The sequence below is a fragment of the Pontibacter ramchanderi genome (assembly GCF_002846395.1).
GTDB lineage: Bacteria > Bacteroidota > Bacteroidia > Cytophagales > Hymenobacteraceae > Pontibacter > Pontibacter ramchanderi.
Map to the genome: position 1 here is coordinate 156,573 of NZ_PJMU01000004.1, position 19,900 is coordinate 176,472.

Genomic DNA, 19,900 nt, shown 5'->3' on the forward strand with positions numbered 1-19,900 from the left:
ACCGCTTTCAGGCAAATTTAAAAAGAAAAAGCGCAGCTTTGACACTGCGCTTTTTTCATACGATAGGTATAGCAGATTAAAGCTGCACCTCCGGAATGTCTCCTTCCACGATCAGGCGACCTTCAGTGGCGTTTTGAATCTCTTCCACTGTTACGCCAGGCGCACGCTCCAGCAATTTAAAACCATCCCCGGTCACTTCTATCACGGCAAGGTCAGTCACAATCTTTTTGATGCACTTTAGGCCTGTAATAGGCAGGGTGCATTCTTTTAGCAGTTTCGAGGAGCCGTCGCGGGCAGTGTGCTGCATGGCCACAATGATGTTTTTGGCGGAGGCTACCAGGTCCATGGCACCGCCCATACCTTTCACCATCTTGCCCGGTATTTTCCAGTTGGCAATATCGCCCTGCTCCGACACTTCCATGGCACCCAGGATGGTCAGGTCCACGTGCTCACCCCGGATCATGCCAAAGCTCTCCGCTGAACTGAAAATAGAGGAACCGGGCAGTGTCGTGATGGTTTGCTTGCCTGCATTGATCAGGTCAGCGTCCACTTTGTCTTCGGTAGGGAAGGGCCCCATGCCCAGCAGCCCGTTTTCTGACTGCAGCACCACTTCCACCCCCTCGGGTATGTAGTTGGCCACCAGCGTAGGTATACCGATGCCCAGGTTCACGTACATCCCGTTCTTTACTTCTTTTGCGATGCGTTTCGCTATTTGATTTTTATCTAAAGCCATTTCTTTGTCGGTTAAGCAGTTCTAACTGTACGCTGTTCGATGCGCTTCTCGTACTTCTCGCCCTGGAAAATGCGCTGCACGTAAATGCCTGGCGTATGGATCATGTTCGGGTCCAGCTCTCCGGCAGGAACCAGCTCCTCTACCTCCGCCACCGTTATCTTGCCGGCTGCTGCCATCATCGGGTTGAAGTTGCGGGCAGTGCCTTTGTAGATCAGGTTGCCGGCTGTGTCGCCCTTCCAGGCTTTTACAAAAGAAAAGTCAGCCTTCAGCCACTCTTCCATCAAATACATCTTCCCGTTGAACTCGCGGCTCTCTTTGCCTTCGCCCACCTCGGTGCCATAGCCGGCCGGGGTAAAGAAGGCAGGTATGCCGGCACCCCCGGCGCGTATGCGCTCGGCCAGCGTGCCCTGCGGAATCAGCTCTACTTCCAGTTCGCCGCTCAGCAGCTGCCGCTCAAACTCTGCGTTCTCACCCACATAACTGGAGATCATCTTTCTGACCTGGCGCTTTTGCAGGAGCAGGCCTATGCCAAAGTCGTCCACGCCGGCGTTGTTTGAGATACAGGTTAGGTCCTTCACTCCTAAACGTAGCAGTTCCTGAATGGCATTCTCAGGTATACCGCACAGACCAAAGCCTCCCAGCATCAGAGTCATGCCATCCTGCACACCCTGGAGGGCTTCCTGTGCGTTCTTTACAGTTTTATTTATCATAGTTTATGATGTGCTTAGGCCCTACAAGGTATAGCCATACCTGCCCGGGCAGCGGTTAAACAATTGATTAACTAGAAAAGGTAAGTTAGATAGAAAAAAAGCCATATACAATGTATGGCTTTTCGTTTTTGGGTGAAATAGGTTTTGGATCAGGTGAAATCAGTTACTGGTTTAACAGAAGTGCCGTGGCCTCCTTGTCTTTTGCCAGTTGGGCCTTCAGCGCCTCCAAACCGTCGAACTTCTTTTCGTCTCGTAGCATCTCTACAAACTCGACCGTGAGGGTGCGGCCATATAGATCCCCCTCGAAGTCGAGCAGGTGTACCTCCAGGGTAAGGTGGGAGCCGCCTACGGTTGGGCGCACGCCGATATTCATCATGCCAGGCAGCCGCTGACCGTTGTGCTTTGCCCAAACGGCATACACGCCATGGGCAGGTATAAGCTTGTTCGGAGAGGGAAGGGCCATGTTAGCGGTTGGGAAACCAATGGTGCGCCCCAGTTTGTTGCCCTCTTCCACAACAGAGGTCAGGCTGTAGGTATGGCCCAGGTAGCGGTTAGCCGTAGGTATATCACCAGACTCTATGGCCTTCCGTATTTTCGTGGAGCTCACACCAATGTCGTCCACATCCTGGCGCGGAATCTCTTCTACCTCAAAGCCATATTGCGCGGAGCGGGCCTTCAGGTGCTCAAAGCTGCCCTCGCGGTTCTTGCCGAAACGATGGTCGTAGCCAATCACCAAGACCTTGGTGTGGATGGCCTTTACCAGTACATCTTCAATAAAACTGCGCGAGCTCAGGCGGGAAAACGCTTTGGTGAAAGGGATGATCAGCAGGTAGTCGATGCCGAAGCTTCGCAATTGCTCGATGCGCTCTTCAATAGTAGAAAGGAGCTTCAGGTCGTTGTCTTCCGGAAAGAGCACCAGCCGCGGGTGTGGCCAGTAAGTGATGACCACACTCTGGCCATTGGCCAGGCGGGCGCGCTCCTTCACCCGCTGCAGTATTTTCTGATGGCCCACGTGCACTCCATCAAATGTGCCGCTGGTGACCACCGGAAAACTCAGCTTTGGGAAATCAGCTATATCACGAATTACTTCCATTCGCTTCAAGTTGAGCTCTTCTGATCTGCTGTATATCTTCTATCGTGAGGGCGTCTTCCAGTTTATACTCCCCAATGCGGATACGCACCAGCGACGAGAGGTGGGCACCCACGTGCAGTTTCTGCCCCAGGTCATGCGCCAGGCTGCGGATGTAAGTGCCTTTGCTGCAAATCACCTTGAATGAGATAATGGCACCTTCGATGTTAGTAATGTCGAAGGCCTTGATGGTAATGCTGCGGGGTTTCAGCTCGGCCTCCTTGCCTTTGCGGGCCAGGTCATAGGCGCGCTTGCCGTCGATCATCACCGCCGAGTAAATAGGAGGGATCTGCTCGATCGTGCCCACAAAACTGTTGGCGGCGCTTTGTATGTCTTCCGGTGTCAGGTGGCTGATGTCTTTGCTTTCGCTTACCGGAGTTTCCAGGTCGTAAGAGGGTGTGGTCTGGCCCAGTGTAATGGTGCCGGTATACTCTTTTTCCTGGGCCTGTATTTCGTCGATGCGCTTGGTGAACTTGCCTGTGCAGAGAATCAACAAACCGGAAGCCAGCGGATCAAGTGTGCCGGCATGACCGATCTTCTTGACGCGTAAGGTATTGCGCACTTTCTTCACCACGTCGAAAGAGGTCCAGGTAAGCGGTTTGTCCAGTAACAGGATCTCGCCTGCTTCGAAGTTGTAGTTCATGTTATACTCTTAAGTCAACTCCCATGGCCAGCAGGGCCAGTAACACGATACCCAGGGCGATGCGGTAGTAACCAAACATCTTGAAGCCATACTTGGTTAGGAAGTTGATGAAAAATCTGATCGCGATCATGGCCACGATAAAGGCCACGATGTTGCCGATTAACAGCAGCCTGAGGTCATCGCCTGTGATCACGTCAAAGCTGTTTCTGATTTTTACGAGGTCGAAGGTGATGATGTCCGAGATCTCCAGTTTCAGGAGGTCTTTGACAAGCTTGTAACCAGCCGCCGCCAGCATGGTAGGCACCGCCAGAAAAAACGAGAATTCAGCGGCCGCCTTGCGGTTGATGCCTTGCGTAAGTCCTCCGATAATAGAGGCTGCAGAGCGCGACACTCCCGGAATCATGGCGATACACTGGAAAAAACCAATGACAAGGGCATTTTTGTAAGTTATCTTGCTCTCCTGTGCATGGGCAAACCATTTGTCCACAAAAAGGAGCACCACACCACCAGCCACCAGCATCACAGCGGTAATGAATACACTACCCAGCATGGCGTCGATCACATCGTTGAGCAAAAAGCCAATGACAGCGGCAGGTATAAATGCCAGGAGCAGCTTCTGGTAAAACTCAAAGCTGTTCAAAAACCGCCTCCAATACAGCACCACCACCGACAGGATAGCCCCAAACTGAATATTTACGGCAAAGATCTTGGTGATCGGGAGCTCGTTAATGCCCATCAGGGCCGATGCGATGATCATGTGGCCTGTAGAGGATACAGGCAAAAATTCGGTAAGTCCTTCAACTATGGCTAAGATTATAGCCTGCCATTCACTCATCTAACTAATCTTGTGTGTTTTCGTGTGTTCTATCTTTCACCATGATCGCAAACAGCTCGATCACAAATCCGGCCATAACCACGATCGGACCCAGGGTGATGCCCATAAAGCCCAGGCCATACTGCTCGTTATCGAGCGTCATGATGATAAAACCAACGGCCAGTATGACTATACCTACCAGCATCAAGATGTAGTTTTTCCTGCCAAAGGCAAGCTTGTTCTTATTTTCCATATTAATATAGTTCGTCCAGTGAAAGGCGCAGGTACTTGCGCACGGCGCGGTAAGAGCTCAGGAAACCGATCACGGCACCCAAGACAATCAGGGTAATCATGAGCATATACATCTGTTCTTCATCTTTCAGCAGGCTCAGTTCTGTAATTTCGCGATAAGCATACTGCATCAGCGCAAAGAGCAGCACAGAGGCAATAATACCACTGATGATGCCCTGGAAGGCCGCACGATTCAGGAACGGGCGCTGTATGAAGAACGAGGTTGCCCCAACCAATTGCATGCTCCGGATCAGGAAACGTTGGGAGTACAGGGCCAGTTTGATGGTGTTGTTGATCAGAATGATTACCACCAGCACCAGTATACCTGCAAAAGCGATTAGTAAAATACTGATTTTCTGAATGTTGCTGTTTATAGACTCGATCAGGCTTTCAACATACTGCACCTCATATACGCCCTCTATACCTTCAATGTCGTTTTTTATACCTTTGAGTTGGGCAGAACTGGAGTTTTCCGCATTAATCCGGATTACATAGGTGTCGCGGAGGGGGTTGTCTCCCAGAAATGCGGTGAAATCTTCGCCGGTCTCTTCCAGAAAGGCCTTGGCTCCATCTTCTTTTGACAGGAAGCGCACTTGAGCAGTGTCGCCTTTGTACGCCACATACTCTTTCGCGGCAAGCGTCTTCTTCAGGCGGTCCAGCTGTACCTGAGTCAGGTTACGATCCAGGTATACCTGCATCTCAATGCTTTCCTTCACAATATCCGACAGTTTGCCAGCATGGATCAGGAGCATACCAAACAAACCGATCACAAACAGGGCCAGTGAAATGGAAAACACCACCATGGCATGCGGGTAGTTGCCGAGCTTCTTCTTCTTAACTGTCTTGGGGGTAGTTGTTGCCATACGATACGCTTCCGTGCAAAAATAGAAATATTATTTAAATATGAGATGCTTCCGGTCAGCTAATGCAAAAAGCCCGGCTGGCGCGCCGGGCTTTAAAGTTTCATGCGTGGGTCAGAGTCGAGTATAATAGGGTCGCCCTGCTGCTCCCGACGGCGTTCGCGGCGTCCTTCCCTGTCCCGGCCAAAGAGCTCGCGTAGGTTGTCGAAGTGCTTGGTGTGGAGCAGGCTGAGGCGCTGTGTATTGGTGATGCGGCCGTAGGTGGTCGGGAGCGTGTTGTACTCCAGTCGCCCGCGCAGCTCGCCGCTCTTGGTTATATAATACTCCACCGACCAGCTGCCCTGGTACGAATTGCGGTTGGTGCCACCCGCCTGTCCGGTCTGTGTCGTTGTGTTTCCTAAACCCGTCTGACTGCTCACACGCAGGCGACCCTGGAAGAATGAGTAGCTCAACCTCAGCTGCAGGGCAGAGAGGTCCGCCTGGCTGATGTCGCCCAGACCGATGTCGATCTCCAGGTTGCTGTCAATGGAGTTGAGGAATCCGCTCAGTTGGCCGGTGAGCAAGCTGCCCAAACTGCCGCCTACTGCAGCCGCTCCCGGGTTTTCGCCAAAGAAGGCACCTGGCGGCGCGAGCCTGCGCAGTACAAGCAAGCTGAATACCTGCCGGTTGAGTTCGTTTTCGTCGTTCCGTATACCTAGCAGGACGGGTTCAAGTCCTAGCCTTACACTGGCAGGGAGGTTCTCAAAATCCAGGTCAAGCCGGATGTCCGGCGTCAGGATAGGTCCCTTCAGGTCGACAATGGCTGTTACGGGGTAGCTTCCCTGCACGCTGCCTATCTGTCCGCTGCTCTGCATGAGGTTGTCGATGCGGGTGTTTTGCACATAGGTGGCCCTGATGTCCATGATTCCCTCCAGTGGGTCGCCGTTCCAGGAGAGCGTGCCCCCGGGAGTTACCCTAAATTCGCGCGATACCACCCCTTCAAGCAAATTAAGGTTGTAGGCGCCGTTAGCGATCACGAAGTTGCCAAACATATTAAACTCGCCCCGGGTGTCGATGGTCATCTGGATCTGTCCACTGCCCGAACCGCGTATCACGTCACCTGTCTGCCGGTCGATGATGATCTCAAAATAGGCGTCATCAGTCACATCCAGGTCAAAATTCATGTTGATGCCCGATAAGTCTACTTTTTGCTCTTCTACCGCCATGGCCACGCCGGTGGAGTCGCTGATGTTGCGGTTCACGAATCGGATAAAGTCTTTTCGGGCCAGGTCGGTCTGGTTGTCGAGCGGCACCACAATGCGGGTGTTGGCATCGCTGCGGGCATTCACGTCTATCTTCAGGTTGTCCACGGGGCCCAGCACACTGGCAGTGCCCGTGCCGAAGGCGGTGCCGTAGTAGAGTTCGTTCTGTTCATAAGTTGTGTTCAGGATCATCAGGTTCCGGAAACGGGCGTTCAGGTCAAGCACCATGTTCTGGAAGCCGTCATGCGCGATGCCGCCTGTCACGTAGCCCACATTGCCATAGAGGTCGCGCAACTGTGCATTGCGGAAACTGATGCTGTTGGCCCCGAAGTACACGCGGTCGGAGAAACGGTAGGTAGTGCCAAGGTAATCGAAGCGGAACTGGCCGCCCGTCACCATCACGGACCCGGTCAGTACCGGAGCCGACAATCTGCCAAGTACCCGGATCCGTCCTTCCATCGTCCCTTCCATCTCCGACATTATCGGTTTCAGGATCGGCTCCACGATCTTCAGTTGGGTTTCATCCAAAATGGCCAGCATGTCCAGCTGCTCTTCTTCGGCTCGTGGATAATAGTTGCCTGTTAGCGTCAGCACCTTTTTGTTGTTTCGGTCGATGTCCACATCAATGGCCATCTGCTGCTGGTCGTTGATCCAATTGCCTTTGCCCTGTATGTTGCCGATCAGCACATTGTCCAGGTAAAAAGAGTCGACACGCATGCCGGCGTTGAGGAGGGCATTGTTGTAAACATCCTGAGCCGTGAGTTCTGCATTGAGCGTGCCCCGGATCTGCTCCGGCATAAGCGGATTGAGATTGCGCAGGTCAAAGTTCTTGATGCTGGCGACGAGTGTACTGCCCGGGTCCTGCCCAATGGCCCCATCCACCCGGATGATCTGATTCTGGTTTGATAGGATCAAATCCTCAAAATCAAAGCGCTTACCGTTTTCGCTGATGTAGACCATGCTGCCTGGCTGAAAGGCCCAGGGTGTTTCGCGAAGCGTGATGTTTGATCTGCCGAAAACAACCTGTAGCCGGTCCTGCAGGAAGTTTACATCGCCCACTACGGTCGCCTGGTTGTTAAAGGCGGGTTGCAGCAGGTTGGTATAAAACCCGATGGTGCGCTCACTCCAGATCGCCTCGAGCAGGAGGCGCTCCGTTTCGCCGACAGAGGGCAGCAATTGTTTGTCTGACGTGAACTGGGCACTGGCCAGCACATCCGGGCTGTTCTGCAGCTTGGAGGTGCTCAGTTCGATGTCGTTGTGGTAGAGAGTGGCGTTGTCGTATAATATAGTATCGATGCGCGCATAGGAGGTCAGGATAACCGTGTTGCCATGCCGGAAAGTACCTTCCATTTTGGAGAAGTCGGAAATTGTGAGCTCCGGTACAAACAGCTGGAGCAAGGGGTTGACCTTTCGCAGGTATAGATCATAGTCCAGGCTATACTCAGGTCGGCCATTGGGACGTTTCCGGGCGTAGTAGGCTGTTGTTGCGGCATCGTTGCTTTCGAAATTCAGCTTGTACTCCTGCACCAGTTGCTTCAGATCATCAATCAGGGTCGAGTAATTGAAATCGCCGCTCACACGCAAGGCCAGCGGGGTGGAGCGAAGCGTCAGGCTGCGGATGCCCTCCCCAACGCGGGACTGTACCCGGATCGTGTCGAGTGCGACACGCTGGCCTTCGTAGGTAACAGAGGCGCTGTCAAAGAAAGCGGTTCCCTCAAAGTCGTCGAGCTTGAGGCCACGGAAATTGAGGTCGGCATTGGCCCGCACGATCACCGACTTGTCTGTCAGGCGCAGCGCTTTCAGGTCGGCTTTGTCCAGGTCGGCTCTCAGGTTAAAAGCCTGGTTGTTGTTTGCCAGGTTCACCTCCCCATTGGCCCTAAAGGCGAGGTTCGGGTCGGCTATGGCAAAGCGGCCTTCGTAGCGTTGTCTGCTCAGGGTGCCATCCGTGCGAATGTTGCGGTAGTTGTAGTCGAGCAGGTAAAGCTGGGCAATGTCGGCGTTGATTTCCAGGCGGGCATCTTGCAGCGTGAAACCTGAGCCGGCCACGCGCCCATCCATGGTGATCGTCTTGATAACATTTTCCTGCCCGATCAGGCGACCTATGTTGAAGTTCTGGGTCTTGAGGCGACCCCGGTATGAGGAGGTGTTGTTGCTCCTGTTGATCTTCATGTTAATGTCGGACTGCACATTGCCAAGCGCGGTGGCAAAACTGCCATTGGCCACAAAGTCGTTGTAGAAACCGAGGAAGCGACCGTCAATCTTTACGGTACCAAGCCGGGCGGCAATGGTATAGGCCTCAGCTGGCAGAAATTGCTTGATATCCTCGGCATTCAGTGTCGATGGCCTTAGGCGGATGTTGGCAAAGGTCTCGCCCCAGTTGGGCAGGCCGTCCACGTTCATGGTGCCTACAATGTGCGTGTTCTTCCCATACCTGACATCCAGGTTCGTCGCTATGAACTCCGCCACCCGGCCCTCTACCTCGGCAGACGCTACGTAGGCATTCTCATCGTAGTCTTTTAGAGGAGGGGCAAACAGGGCAATGTCACGGGAGTATACCTTGGAGTCTTTGATCCGGCCGGTAACGGTTACACTATCGATAAAGTCGGAGAAGTTGCCGAATCGGTTGTAGTCGAACCGCACATAGTTTTGCACATTGCTGTCGTTCACCCGCAGGTCCAGCTCGTCCCACTCCCAGAAAGTGGAAGCATAGGTCATCAGCACATCGAGGTTGTGCAGGCGTATACCTGATGGGCGCTCGTGGGCAGAGAGGTCCGTTACCCGTACCTTGAGCGTGTCACCGGGCTCAAACTCGGTGAAGCGAGCCGAGATGCTGTCGATGGCCAGGTGAAAGTAGTCGATGCCGTAGTCGGTGGGTGGGCGGTTGAAGTTGTCGTAGCTGAAGTGGCCGTTCCGGATCACTAACTCGTCAATGGAAAACTCGAAGGGTTGGCTCGCCTTGGTGGTGTCTTTGGTGATCAGCTCGCCAAGGGAAGTAATGAAGGTGGACAAGTTGAGGGTGTCGCTGCCCTCGTACTGGATCAGGTGCGCCCGAGGTTCCTGCAACTCCAGGGAGGCTATACCTAATGTGTTTGGTTTGAAGATGGAGAAGAGGCTGATGTCAGCCTCTGCCCGGCCTACGTAAAAAAGCTCCTCGCCCTTGTAATCGAGCACCTGCACTTTTTCCAGGATTACATTGCTGAAGAACTCAATGTCGACCCGTTGGATGGTTACCTCATGGTCGATGGTGCGGGAGATGTACTCGGCGGCTTTCTGGGCGACTTTTGTTTGCACGCCCGGGTAGCGAATAGCCACAAAAACAACCGCAAAAGTCACCAAAAGCAACAGGATTAGCGCCAAAACTATTTTTAGAATGGCTTTTCCTATAACTTTGAAGTAATTTATGGACTGTTCTTTTTCCAAAAGATGACCGAACCTACAATTTTAGCGATTGAATCTTCATGCGACGAAACATCTGCAGCGGTTATACGCGGCGGAAAAGTTTTATCGAATATTATTGCTACTCAGGCTGTTCACGAAAAATACGGCGGCGTAGTGCCGGAGCTTGCTTCGAGAGCACACCAACAGAACATTATTCCGGTGGTGGCGCAGGCCTTGCATACGGCAAATGTAAACAAAACTGACTTAAATGCAGTGGCTTTCACCCGTGGTCCCGGCTTGTTGGGCGCGCTGCTGGTGGGCAGCTCTTTTGCTAAGTCCTTTGCGCTGGGGCTCAACATTCCGCTAATCGACGTTAACCACATGCAGGCGCACATTCTGGCCCATTTTATCGACGATCCCAAGCCTAACTTTCCGTTCCTTTGCCTGACCGTAAGTGGCGGCCATACCCAGATCGTGCTTGTGAAGGACCACCTGGATATGGAGATCATCGGTCAGACCACGGACGATGCCGTAGGGGAGGCCTTCGACAAAACAGCTAAAATGCTCGGCCTGCCCTACCCGGGCGGACCGATGCTCGACAAGACGGCAGCACAGGGCAACCCCGCGGCTTTCTCATTCCCGGTAGGCAACATGCCCGGCTACGACTTTTCGTTCAGCGGCATCAAGACCTCAGTGCTCTATTTCCTTAAGGATAAAACGAAAGACAACCCGAACTTCGTACAGGAGAACCTGGCCGATATCTGCGCCAGCGTGCAGTATACCCTGATCAAAACCCTGCTCAAGAAAGTAGTGCAGGCAGCCAAGGACCTGGGCATAAAAGAAGTGGCGATTGCCGGAGGTGTATCGGCCAATTCGGGCCTTCGCCAGGCCCTGCAGGATTACGCCAAAAAGTACGACTGGAACGTGTATATACCTGCTTTCCAGTATTGTACCGATAATGCAGGTATGATCGCTATAACGGCTCATTACCAGTATCTTAAAGGCGACTTCGCTGACCAGTACGTAAGCCCGGAACCGAGGATGAAATTTTGATTGAGTGATTGAGTGAATGAGTGATTTTGAAATTTGGAGATTTGAAGAGTCTAGTGTAGGGACAGATCGCGACCTGTCTGAATCGTGCATAGGTATAATTTGTCTGAATCTTTCTATAGGGCCCCTTCCCCAAGGATTTTCAGGATTAATGGATTGACAGGATTCTCAAGATCGATTGTTCTTATATATCAAGCTTTAAAATCCTGATTATACAACATCAATCAACCATTTAACAATCACTTATTCACTAACTCACTCAATCACTAAATCAAAATGAAACACCTCTTCCAGGTCGGTGACACCAAGGTATACCGCAAGACGGTAACGGCGGCAGACTTTGCCCGTTTCGACGATGGGCTGGTACATGCGGTTTGCTCTACCTTTTCGTTGGCGCAGGCGGCAGAATGGGCGGGTCGCTTGTTTGTGCTGGAGATGAAAGAAGAAGATGAGGAAGGAATAGGTACATTTCTGACTATCAATCATAAAAGCCCTGCTTTTGAAGGCGAAGAGATGGAGATAAATGCCACCTTGAAAGAGGTGAATGGCAATAATGTAATTTGTACCTTTGAGGCCCGTGTGGGAGACAGAGTGGTGGCAGACGGCGAGACAGGGCAGAAGATATTAAAGAAAGACAAACTGGCCAGGGTGCTGGCCCCGAGATAAAGCATGGCGAAAGCAAAAGACAAAGACCGGATAAAGAAGCACGTGAACATCGTCAACAGAAGAGCTTCTTTTGAATACCAGTTCCTGGATAAGTATACGGCGGGCATTATGCTCAAAGGCACCGAGATCAAATCGATACGGGAGGGCAAGGTAAACATGCAGGATGGCTACTGCGTGCTGCACAACGGTGAGCTATACCTGTACAACGTCCATATCTCTACCTACACCGAGGGCACCCATTACAACCACGAGCCGATGCGGGTGCGCAAACTCCTTGTGAACAAGAGCGAGCTCAAGAAACTGGAGAAGGGCGTGCAGGAGCAGGGTGTCACGATTATTCCGATCCGGGTGTTCATCAGCGACCGGGGCTTTGCTAAAGTAGAGATTGCACTGGCACGCGGTAAGAAGCTGCACGACAAGCGGGAAGACATCAAAGCAAAGGACGTAAAACGCGAACTGGACAGAAGCGGATATTGATTGGATTGAGTGATTGAGTGAATATTTTAGATTTTTGATTTAGTGTTTGAGTGAATGAGTGATTGTTTATTTATTTTGATTCAAAAGACCTTTACTTAAGTTTTAATGTCATATGTAATCATCATAAAGCACTAAACATTTCATTCAAAAGCTACTCAGTCGCTAACCCACTCTTTCCCTCAATAAAAAAAATCACTAACTCACTCAACCACTCAATCACTAACTCAAAAATGGACTACGGAATATGCATGCTCAGTCTAGTGCCGATGCGCGCTGAGCCTTCAGATAAAGCGGAAATGGTGACACAGGTGCTCTTTGGGGAGTGTCTGGAAGTACTGAGCAAGCAGGGGAACTGGGTGCAGGTGCAGTTGGCATCAGATGGTTATACCGGTTGGGTCGACTATAAGCAGTATGTGCCTGTTTCGGTGGATTATTACCAGGAGTGGAAGGTGGCGCAGCACCCGCGTGCGCTGGACATTGTGCAGGTGGTAAGCAACGCTGAGATGCGTATACCGGTAGGTATAGGAGCCTATTTGCCTTTTTTTGACGGCATGACCCTGCGTATAGACGGGCAAAGCTACCAGTTTAGCGGCCGCGCCACTAACCCTGCCGTGCCTGTTAGCAAAGCCCAGTTGACAAAACTGGCCCAGGGCTTCCTGAAGGCGCCCTACCTGTGGGGTGGCAAGTCTATGTTCGGGATCGATTGCTCGGGGTTTACGCAGCAGGTATACGGCCTTTGTGGCTATCAATTGCCCCGCGACGCGAGTCAGCAGGTGACAGTGGGGGAGGAGGTGCACTTCGCAACCCAAACGCAACCGGGTGATCTGGCTTATTTTGCCAACGATGAGGGCCGGATCACGCATGTAGGCATCATGCTGGAGGGGCAGCAGATCATGCACGCCCATGGTGAGATTCGCATCGATACCTTGGATCACAATGGCATCTACAATGCCGAGCGCAAGCGCTATTCCCATAAACTACGGATCATCAAGCGTATTTTTTCCTGATTCTCAGCGCTTTTCTTTGAACATAGGCTATAACGAGTCGGTTAATTCTCGTAGAAGCTATAGCATAAGTTCAAAGCAAAGCCATGAGAGACAAGGTGCTGATATTAAACCAGGACTTCAGCGCGATCGCCGTCTGCACGGTGACCAAGGCTTTTTTGCTTGTATACCTGGAGAAGGCTGAGCTCATCTCCAAGGCTAATGGCGCAGTTCTGCGCACCATCTCTACGACTTATCCCGTTCCTTCTGTTATTCGGCTGCAGCGCTATGTCAAGGTGCCTTATTACGGCATTGCCTTGAGTAGGCACAATGTGTTGCGGCGCGACAACTTCCTCTGCCAGTACTGCGGCACCAACCGCAATCTTACTTTAGACCACCTTTTGCCTCGCTCCAGAGGAGGTGAAACCAGTTGGCAGAACATCGTGACGGCCTGTTCCAAGTGCAATTCCAGAAAGGGAGACCGCACCCCCGAAGAAGCGGGCCTCAAGCTATACCGTCACCCTTCCCGTCCGTCCCTCTATACCTTCCTGCAACAGCACCTGAACGACGCCAACGAGGACTGGCAAATCTACCTGAAGGTGGCTAAAAAATAGTATTATATAGTTGCTAACAAATTTAGTTGTACGCATTTAAACGGTTGTTCATCAGTGGTTAGCAGCTATTAAGCTTGAGTGTTGATGGATGATAGTATATTGAACCCTTGTTGAGACTCCGGCTTGAGTGAAATTCCACTTGCTTAGGTGTAAACTTTAGCGGAGCCGTACCTCTTATGCCCCATTTTATTTACACAGCCACACCTGCCTGGCTTTATTGGTGGCTTCACGATTTTATGCTATTCGCATTAAAGGACCATGCTGAGGCTATATAAAATATAAAGTGCTATACCTCTATATAAGGAGTAGCTATACCTGCCGGCTGGTCTTGCGCGATATGGAGAAGGTCAGTGGTATGTGCCTTATGAATCAGGTACTTAGGGCCGCCACTTCTTTTGCGAAATCTCCTCTATATACTAGCTTTATTTTAAAGTATTTCTTACTTTTGCCCCTTCATTCGAGTGAATGGCCCTGGCACAGTGCCACGGGAAATGTAAAACCAAACCAAACCGGCCCATTGCTCTAAGCCGGTGGCTTCTCCAGAGCAGTAAAACATTATGAGTAATTCTCCAGACAATTTCGATTGGGACAAGTTTGAGTCCCAAGGTTTCGGTGGCGGCTACAGCAAAGATGAGCGCGCTGAAATGGAAAAAATGTATGACGACACCCTGACTACTGTACAGGAGCAGGAGGTTGTTAAAGGAATCGTGGTAGGTATCACAGATCGTGACGTGATCCTGAACATCGGTTTCAAGTCTGACGGCCTGGTGCCGGTTTCTGAATTCAGAGACCTGCCTGAGCTGAAAGTTGGCGACGAGGTTGAGGTGTTCATCGAAGACCAGGAAGACCCGAATGGCCAGCTGATCCTTTCCCGCAAGAAAGCGAAAATCGTATCTGCCTGGGCTCGTATCTACGACGCACTGGAGAACGACAACGTGCTGGAAGGTGTAGTGAAGAGAAGAACCAAAGGTGGTCTGATCATGGACCTCTACGGTGTTGAAGCCTTCTTGCCAGGTTCTCAGATCGACGTGAAGCCGATCCGTGATTTCGACGTATTCGTTGGTAAGAAGATGGAAGTGAAAGTTGTGAAAATCAACGCCGCTTTCGACAACGTGGTAGTTTCTCACAAAGTACTGATCGAGAAAGACCTGGAGCAGCAGCGTGCCGCTATCCTGAACAACCTCGAAAAAGGTCAGGTTCTGGAAGGCGTTATCAAGAACATGACAAACTTCGGTGTGTTCATCGACCTTGGTGGCGTAGACGGTCTGCTTCACATCACAGATATCTCTTGGGGACGTATCAACCACCCAGAGGAAGTATTGCAGCTTGACCAGAAGGTGAACGTGGTAGTGCTTGACTTCGACGATGACAAGAAGCGTATCTCTCTTGGCATGAAGCAGCTTACTCCGCACCCATGGGATGCACTGCCAGCTGACATGGAAGTTGGTACAAGAGTTAAAGGTAAGATCGTTAACGTGGCTGACTACGGCGCATTCCTTGAGCTGATGCCAGGCGTGGAAGGTCTGATCCACGTTTCTGAAATGTCATGGTCACAGCACCTGCGCAACCCACAAGACTTCATTAAGCAAGGCGACGAGGTTGAGGCAGTTGTATTGACACTGGACCGCGAAGAGCGCAAAATGTCTCTGGGCATTAAGCAGCTGACTGAAGATCCATGGACAAAAGAAGATGTTATCACGAAATATGCAGTTGGCACCAAGCACACCGGCGTAGTTCGTAACCTGACAAACTTCGGTCTGTTCCTGGAGCTGGAAGAAGGTGTTGACGGTCTGGTACACGTATCTGACCTGTCTTGGACGAAGAAGATCAAGCACCCATCTGAGTTCGTGAAAGTTGGTGAGAACCTGGACGTAGTTGTTCTGGAGCTGGACGTAGCAAACAGAAGACTTGCTCTTGGTCACAAGCAGCTGGAGGAGAACCCTTGGGATACGTTCGAGTCTGTATTCAACATCGGTTCTGTACACAAAGCGACAGTACTTGAGAAGTCAGACAGAGGCGCTACACTGGAGCTGCCATACGGCATCGAAGGTTTCTCATTCCCGAAAGGTCTTGTGAAAGAGGACGGTTCTCAGGTTGAAGCAGGTGAAAGCCTTGACTTCCGTGTAACTGAATTCTCTAAAGACGATCGTAAGATCATCCTTTCGCACACAGCTACTTACTCTGAGGCTGACAACGCTCGCATCGCGAAAGCGACGAAAAAAGCTGCCCCAGCTGCTGGTGAGAAGAAGGAGAAAGCTCCAAAAGTTCAGAAAGAAGCTGAGAACAAGTCTACCCTTGGTGACCTGGACGCCCTTTCTGCCCTGAAAGAGCAAATGCTCGAGAACGAGAAAGAAGCTGGCGTGAAGAAATTAGAAGCTGCTGCCGCTAAAAAGGCAAAAGATTCTGACGATGCGTCTGCTGAAGAAGAGAACAACGCTTAGTACTAAGCTTGTCCTATAATAAAAGGCCCCGGAGCAGTCCGGGGCCTTTTTTGTTTTCGGGACCAGAAATTCGCTGTAGGCTTATTGAATAATTGGTAATAAACAATATATTAGCTTAATGCTATACCAGCTATGGTGAATTGCTTTGTAGCAACTTTCATCAAAGGTTCCCTTGAAAAACTACTTCTGCTATCTATTCTTTTCCTCTCTTCGGGAGAGAATGGGTAAGGGATTCTGTTTCGATGCTGGGTTGTAGTAAGAGTAAGACACACTGATCTGATGGAGGTGAGGCAAATTGCAACTGATCTCAAGAGGGGTTTCTGAACTAACTTAATTTTATAAATTTAAAATAATGGCGTTAAAACAAATAATTACATATTCCCTAATTTTCTTTCTCTCATTGGCCCTTCTAGGCTGTAACAAGCATGAGATAGAACCAGATACTCCCCAGAACACATCTGGTGTATATGCGGCAGGGTATGAAGAGAATATAAAAGGAATATCCGTAGCTAAATACTGGAAAGATGGCATAGCAACTGCGCTCACCGATGGAACGCATGGGGCTAACGCTACCTCCATTTTTGTGGTAGGCAACGATGTATATGTAGCAGGAAACGAAGCTACTGCCGAAAGAAAATATGTGGCTAAATATTGGAAGAATGGTAATGAGATTAACCTTACCGCAGGAGCCAATATGGCCTTTATTCATTCCATCTATGTAAAGCAATAGCTATAAGCCTAGTAATAGCGCTCGAAGCGGATGCGGTGGACAGTCTCTGGACGTAAAAGCAGGAATAGCCGTTTTCTACATTGACTCCAAAGGCGTTAATATCAACCATACTCCATTAGGCATCAAAATACCTTCCCGTACCCCATAAACAAACTCCTCATCCCATGCGAAAAGTAATCCTAGACCTGGCCGTAACCCTAGACGGATTCATTGAAGGCCCGAATGGTGAAATAGACTGGTGTATTCTGGACGATGACATGGACATTACAGGCTTTCTGGCAGGTATAGACACGATCCTCTACGGACGGGTGAGTTATGATATGTGGGGGAATTATGAGCCAGAGGAAAGCGCAAATGAATCAGAGAAGGCAATCTGGTCAGCTGTCCACTCGAAAGAGAAAATCGTTTTCTCAAGCCAGGTGCGAACTGGTACGGATGTCACTTTTATCGCCACAGCTATACCTGAAGCCATTGCCGAGTTGAAACAACGAGACGGAAAGGACATGTGGCTGTATGGCGGGGCAAAACTGATCACCACCTTCATCCAGCATGGGCTGATCGATGTGTTTCGGGTTTCCGTGCACCCGACTGTGTTAGGAGCCGGCAAACCGCTGTTTCAGGATTTGAAGGAGCGGATAAACCTTGACCTGAAGGAAGTGAACCGATTCAGATCCGGAGTAGTGCAACTCGTATACGAGCGTAAGAGCTAAATGCCAGAACGGGAGGCCCCACGAACCAGCATCAAAATAAGCAACCCCAAGGTATAGTGTAGAAGATATTCGCAGTAATAAATACCTTTCACCTGAACGCATGCAAAGGAAGTAGCATCACCCCATGAACCCATACCTGGAAATCCATCCTGAAGTACAGCAAGCCTTGGCAGCAGGCAAACCAGTCCTGGCGCTGGAATCGACGATCATTGCCCATGGCATGCCTTACCCGCAAAACGTGCAGACGGCCTTGGAGGTAGAAGCTGTTGTGCGGGAAGCAGGCGCTATACCTGCCACCATGGCTATCCTGAACGGTAAATGCTGTGTGGGGCTTTCACAGCAGCAGATTGAGCACCTGGGACAGGCCAAAGAGGTATGGAAGGTGAGCCTGGTGGATATGCCGTATGTCATCAGCCAGCAACTAGATGGGGCTACTACTGTGGCTGCTACGATGCGCCTGGCGGCCATGGCAGGTATACGGGTGTTTGTGACGGGAGAAATCGGTGGGGTGCACCGGGGCGCTCAGACCACTATGGATATTTCGGCTGATTTAACAGAGATGGGGCAAACCTCGGTAGCGGTGGTATCGGCAGGCGTGAAGTCGATCCTGGGTATCGGGCTGACACTGGAGTACCTCGAAACAAAGGGTATACCGGTGGTGACGTTTGGGCAGGACGAGTTCCCAAGCTTTTACTCCCGCCACAGTGGCTTCGGGTCGCCTCTGCGGCTGGACTCGGCGCACGACATTGCCAGCCTGCTGCATACCAAATGGCAGTTGGGATTGAACGGTGCCGTGTTGGTGGCTAATCCGATACCTGAGCCCTTCGAAGTGCCGGCTCCTCAAATGGAGTGGTACATCACGCAGGCCCTGCACGCCGCTGCACAGCAGCACATCAAGGGGAAAGCCGTTACGCCTTTTCTTTTAAAGTACATTGCAGAACATAGCAAGGGGGAAAGCCTCGAGGCCAACATTGCCCTGATCAAGCATAACGCGCGATTGGGTGCAGCGGTAGCCCTTGCTTATAGGCAGTTCTAATTTACATAAGCGGCTATACCTGCTCAGTGGGCACCGTTTCTGGTTTGGCAAACCCGCTGACAGGCACTTTCTTTTCTTGCGGTAAGGCATGGCCCGAACGCTGCTTATACCAGGTCTTCAGGCGGCTCACAGTAGGTTTCTCAATGTATGTTGTAATCAGCCAGGCAGCTGCGAGCGAAATAACCAGTGGCGGCACGATGACCAGCAGGCTGTCGCCGAACAGGTGCCGCGTCTCGTTGATGATCACGTAGCCAATGAACTGATGGATCAGGTAGAGTGCATAGGAGATGCTGCCTAAGAAGAGGAGTACCTTGTTCACCAGAAACTCCATCTTGCCCTGCAACCCAAGGTAGAAAACGGCAAAGAAGGAAATTACGACCAATGTATGGGGCAACCCCTCGGGCAGGTATAGGGCCACAATGCAGGCGATACAGAACAACAAGTGCCCGATGATAAGGTTTCGCTTTTCCGGCTCCTTCATGAGCAGGTAGAAGAGGATGCCCGCATAAAAGAACACACCGTGGTACAGATTGAGCAACGCACCGGCCGGCCCGAAGCTAAATGCATACTTGTGTACCAGACTCAGCAGCACCCAGACCGGACCAACCCACAGGATGCGCTTCAGGTTATTTGTCATAAACAGGCCGAGCATCATCAAATAGAACATCCACTCCGAGAATAGCGACCAGTACACGCCATCCACGTCCGGCACGCGGACCAGTTTCTGAAACATGGTCAGGTTCACGAGCATGTCGGTAAAAGTGGTCTCGAAGCCGGGCAGACCGAACGTTTGCACCACCACAAAGGTCGTGATCATGCTGAACCAATAGGTAGGGTAAAGGCGGATGCCCCGGTTAAAGAGGAATTCGCTACCGCTCTTAATGCGATCGAAACTGAAGAAGATCACAAAGCCTGAGATCATAAAGAAAAGCTCCACCCCAAACAAGCCATAGTCGACGTCGAAAGCAGGGGAGAAGCGGTGGCCATACAGGCTGCGGTACACGGAGGTATAGTGGAAAAGAGCCACGGAGAGCGCAGCAATGCCTCTTAATGCGTCAAGGAATAGAAGTCTGTTCATATCGGTAAACAAAGCCAGGCCCCGAAGGAATAAGGGTGCAACCAGTTTCCTTCTGCGCCACTGACTGGCTGATACGGCCAGTATGTATTGTGTGTTATTGTAAAGGGTAAATGCTATGCGTGAAGCTTTGACAAGTTCGGGTACGGCAGCTGAGTGGCTTGAGTTCCGGACTAATTACAGCGCATAGAAGTTTTTCTGGATATACCCTGAAAGGTGTCATAAAGTTATAGCAGGCAGAAATAGTTTTTGAGCTGGCTGGGGTAACTGTATGTCGGATGGATTTTGGTTTTGCGGCACCTTTTTGGTAGCTTGTCGG

Annotated in this window: 18 protein-coding genes; 9 read left to right on the forward strand and 9 right to left on the reverse strand. The window is 51.1% G+C overall.

Annotation, left to right across the window (positions count from 1 at the left end; genetic code table 11):
• Positions 1 to 76: 76 nt before the first annotated feature.
• From BD749_RS17835 to BD749_RS17870, 8 genes are all read right to left on the reverse strand, one after another.
• A complete protein-coding gene (locus tag BD749_RS17835; protein ID WP_101447023.1) occupies positions 77 to 733 on the reverse strand; it encodes a CoA transferase subunit B in 657 nt (218 codons plus the stop codon).
• A gap of 11 nt (positions 734 to 744) precedes the next feature.
• On the reverse strand, positions 745 to 1,443 hold the full coding sequence (locus BD749_RS17840) for a CoA transferase subunit A (protein ID WP_101447025.1): 699 nt from the start codon (positions 1,441 to 1,443) through the stop codon (positions 745 to 747).
• Positions 1,444 to 1,606: 163 nt separating this feature from the next.
• Complete coding sequence (locus BD749_RS17845) at positions 1,607 to 2,536, reverse strand: bifunctional riboflavin kinase/FAD synthetase (protein WP_101447027.1); 930 nt, start codon at positions 2,534 to 2,536, stop codon at positions 1,607 to 1,609.
• Positions 2,520 to 3,215 carry a tRNA pseudouridine(55) synthase TruB gene (truB, locus tag BD749_RS17850; protein WP_101447029.1) on the reverse strand — a complete coding sequence of 232 codons (696 nt, stop codon included), beginning with the start codon at positions 3,213 to 3,215 and terminating at the stop codon, positions 2,520 to 2,522. Before truB ends, BD749_RS17845 begins: the two co-directional genes overlap by 17 nt.
• A gap of 1 nt (position 3,216) precedes the next feature.
• Positions 3,217 to 4,050: an undecaprenyl-diphosphate phosphatase gene (locus BD749_RS17855; RefSeq protein ID WP_101447031.1), complete on the reverse strand. Its 834-nt coding sequence runs from the start codon at positions 4,048 to 4,050 to the stop codon at positions 3,217 to 3,219.
• Between the two features lie 4 nt (positions 4,051 to 4,054).
• Positions 4,055 to 4,282, reverse strand: a complete 228-nt coding sequence (locus BD749_RS17860; RefSeq protein WP_101447033.1) for a DUF3098 domain-containing protein — start codon at positions 4,280 to 4,282, stop codon at positions 4,055 to 4,057.
• Between the two features lies 1 nt (position 4,283).
• A complete protein-coding gene (locus tag BD749_RS17865) occupies positions 4,284 to 5,183 on the reverse strand; it encodes a cell division protein FtsX (RefSeq protein WP_101447035.1) in 900 nt (299 codons plus the stop codon).
• A gap of 92 nt (positions 5,184 to 5,275) precedes the next feature.
• Positions 5,276 to 9,778 carry a translocation/assembly module TamB domain-containing protein gene (locus BD749_RS17870; protein WP_143741280.1) on the reverse strand — a complete coding sequence of 1,501 codons (4,503 nt, stop codon included), beginning with the start codon at positions 9,776 to 9,778 and terminating at the stop codon, positions 5,276 to 5,278.
• A gap of 66 nt (positions 9,779 to 9,844) precedes the next feature.
• Between BD749_RS17870 and tsaD the strand changes: the two genes are divergently transcribed.
• The 9 genes from tsaD to BD749_RS17915 all read left to right on the forward strand — a co-directional run bounded on the left by tsaD (position 9,845) and on the right by BD749_RS17915 (position 18,506).
• A complete protein-coding gene (gene tsaD / locus BD749_RS17875) occupies positions 9,845 to 10,852 on the forward strand; it encodes a tRNA (adenosine(37)-N6)-threonylcarbamoyltransferase complex transferase subunit TsaD (protein WP_101447039.1) in 1,008 nt (335 codons plus the stop codon).
• A gap of 273 nt (positions 10,853 to 11,125) precedes the next feature.
• Positions 11,126 to 11,515 carry a thioesterase family protein gene (locus tag BD749_RS17880; RefSeq protein ID WP_101447041.1) on the forward strand — a complete coding sequence of 130 codons (390 nt, stop codon included), beginning with the start codon at positions 11,126 to 11,128 and terminating at the stop codon, positions 11,513 to 11,515.
• A 3-nt stretch (positions 11,516 to 11,518) separates the two neighbouring features.
• Positions 11,519 to 11,992, forward strand: coding sequence for an SsrA-binding protein SmpB (gene smpB, locus BD749_RS17885; RefSeq protein ID WP_101447043.1), 474 nt, complete (start codon positions 11,519 to 11,521; stop codon positions 11,990 to 11,992).
• Positions 11,993 to 12,222: 230 nt separating this feature from the next.
• Positions 12,223 to 12,999 (forward strand): C40 family peptidase, encoded by a 777-nt coding sequence (locus BD749_RS17890; RefSeq protein ID WP_245869422.1) that lies wholly within the window; start codon positions 12,223 to 12,225, stop codon positions 12,997 to 12,999.
• An 83-nt stretch (positions 13,000 to 13,082) separates the two neighbouring features.
• On the forward strand, positions 13,083 to 13,589 hold the full coding sequence (locus tag BD749_RS17895; RefSeq protein ID WP_101447047.1) for an HNH endonuclease: 507 nt from the start codon (positions 13,083 to 13,085) through the stop codon (positions 13,587 to 13,589).
• A gap of 557 nt (positions 13,590 to 14,146) precedes the next feature.
• The gene (gene rpsA / locus BD749_RS17900; protein WP_101447049.1) at positions 14,147 to 16,030 is read left to right on the forward strand and encodes a 30S ribosomal protein S1; all 1,884 of its coding nucleotides are present in this window, start codon (positions 14,147 to 14,149) and stop codon (positions 16,028 to 16,030) included.
• Positions 16,031 to 16,382: 352 nt separating this feature from the next.
• On the forward strand, positions 16,383 to 16,760 hold the full coding sequence (locus BD749_RS17905) for a hypothetical protein (protein WP_101447051.1): 378 nt from the start codon (positions 16,383 to 16,385) through the stop codon (positions 16,758 to 16,760).
• A 164-nt stretch (positions 16,761 to 16,924) separates the two neighbouring features.
• Positions 16,925 to 17,470, forward strand: coding sequence for a dihydrofolate reductase family protein (locus BD749_RS17910; RefSeq protein WP_101447053.1), 546 nt, complete (start codon positions 16,925 to 16,927; stop codon positions 17,468 to 17,470).
• Positions 17,471 to 17,594: 124 nt separating this feature from the next.
• Positions 17,595 to 18,506: a pseudouridine-5'-phosphate glycosidase gene (locus tag BD749_RS17915; protein ID WP_101447055.1), complete on the forward strand. Its 912-nt coding sequence runs from the start codon at positions 17,595 to 17,597 to the stop codon at positions 18,504 to 18,506.
• A gap of 13 nt (positions 18,507 to 18,519) precedes the next feature.
• Here BD749_RS17915 and BD749_RS17920 read toward each other — a convergent pair whose 3' ends face one another.
• A complete protein-coding gene (locus BD749_RS17920; RefSeq protein WP_101447057.1) occupies positions 18,520 to 19,584 on the reverse strand; it encodes an acyltransferase family protein in 1,065 nt (354 codons plus the stop codon).
• Between the last annotated feature and the right edge of the window lie 316 nt (positions 19,585 to 19,900).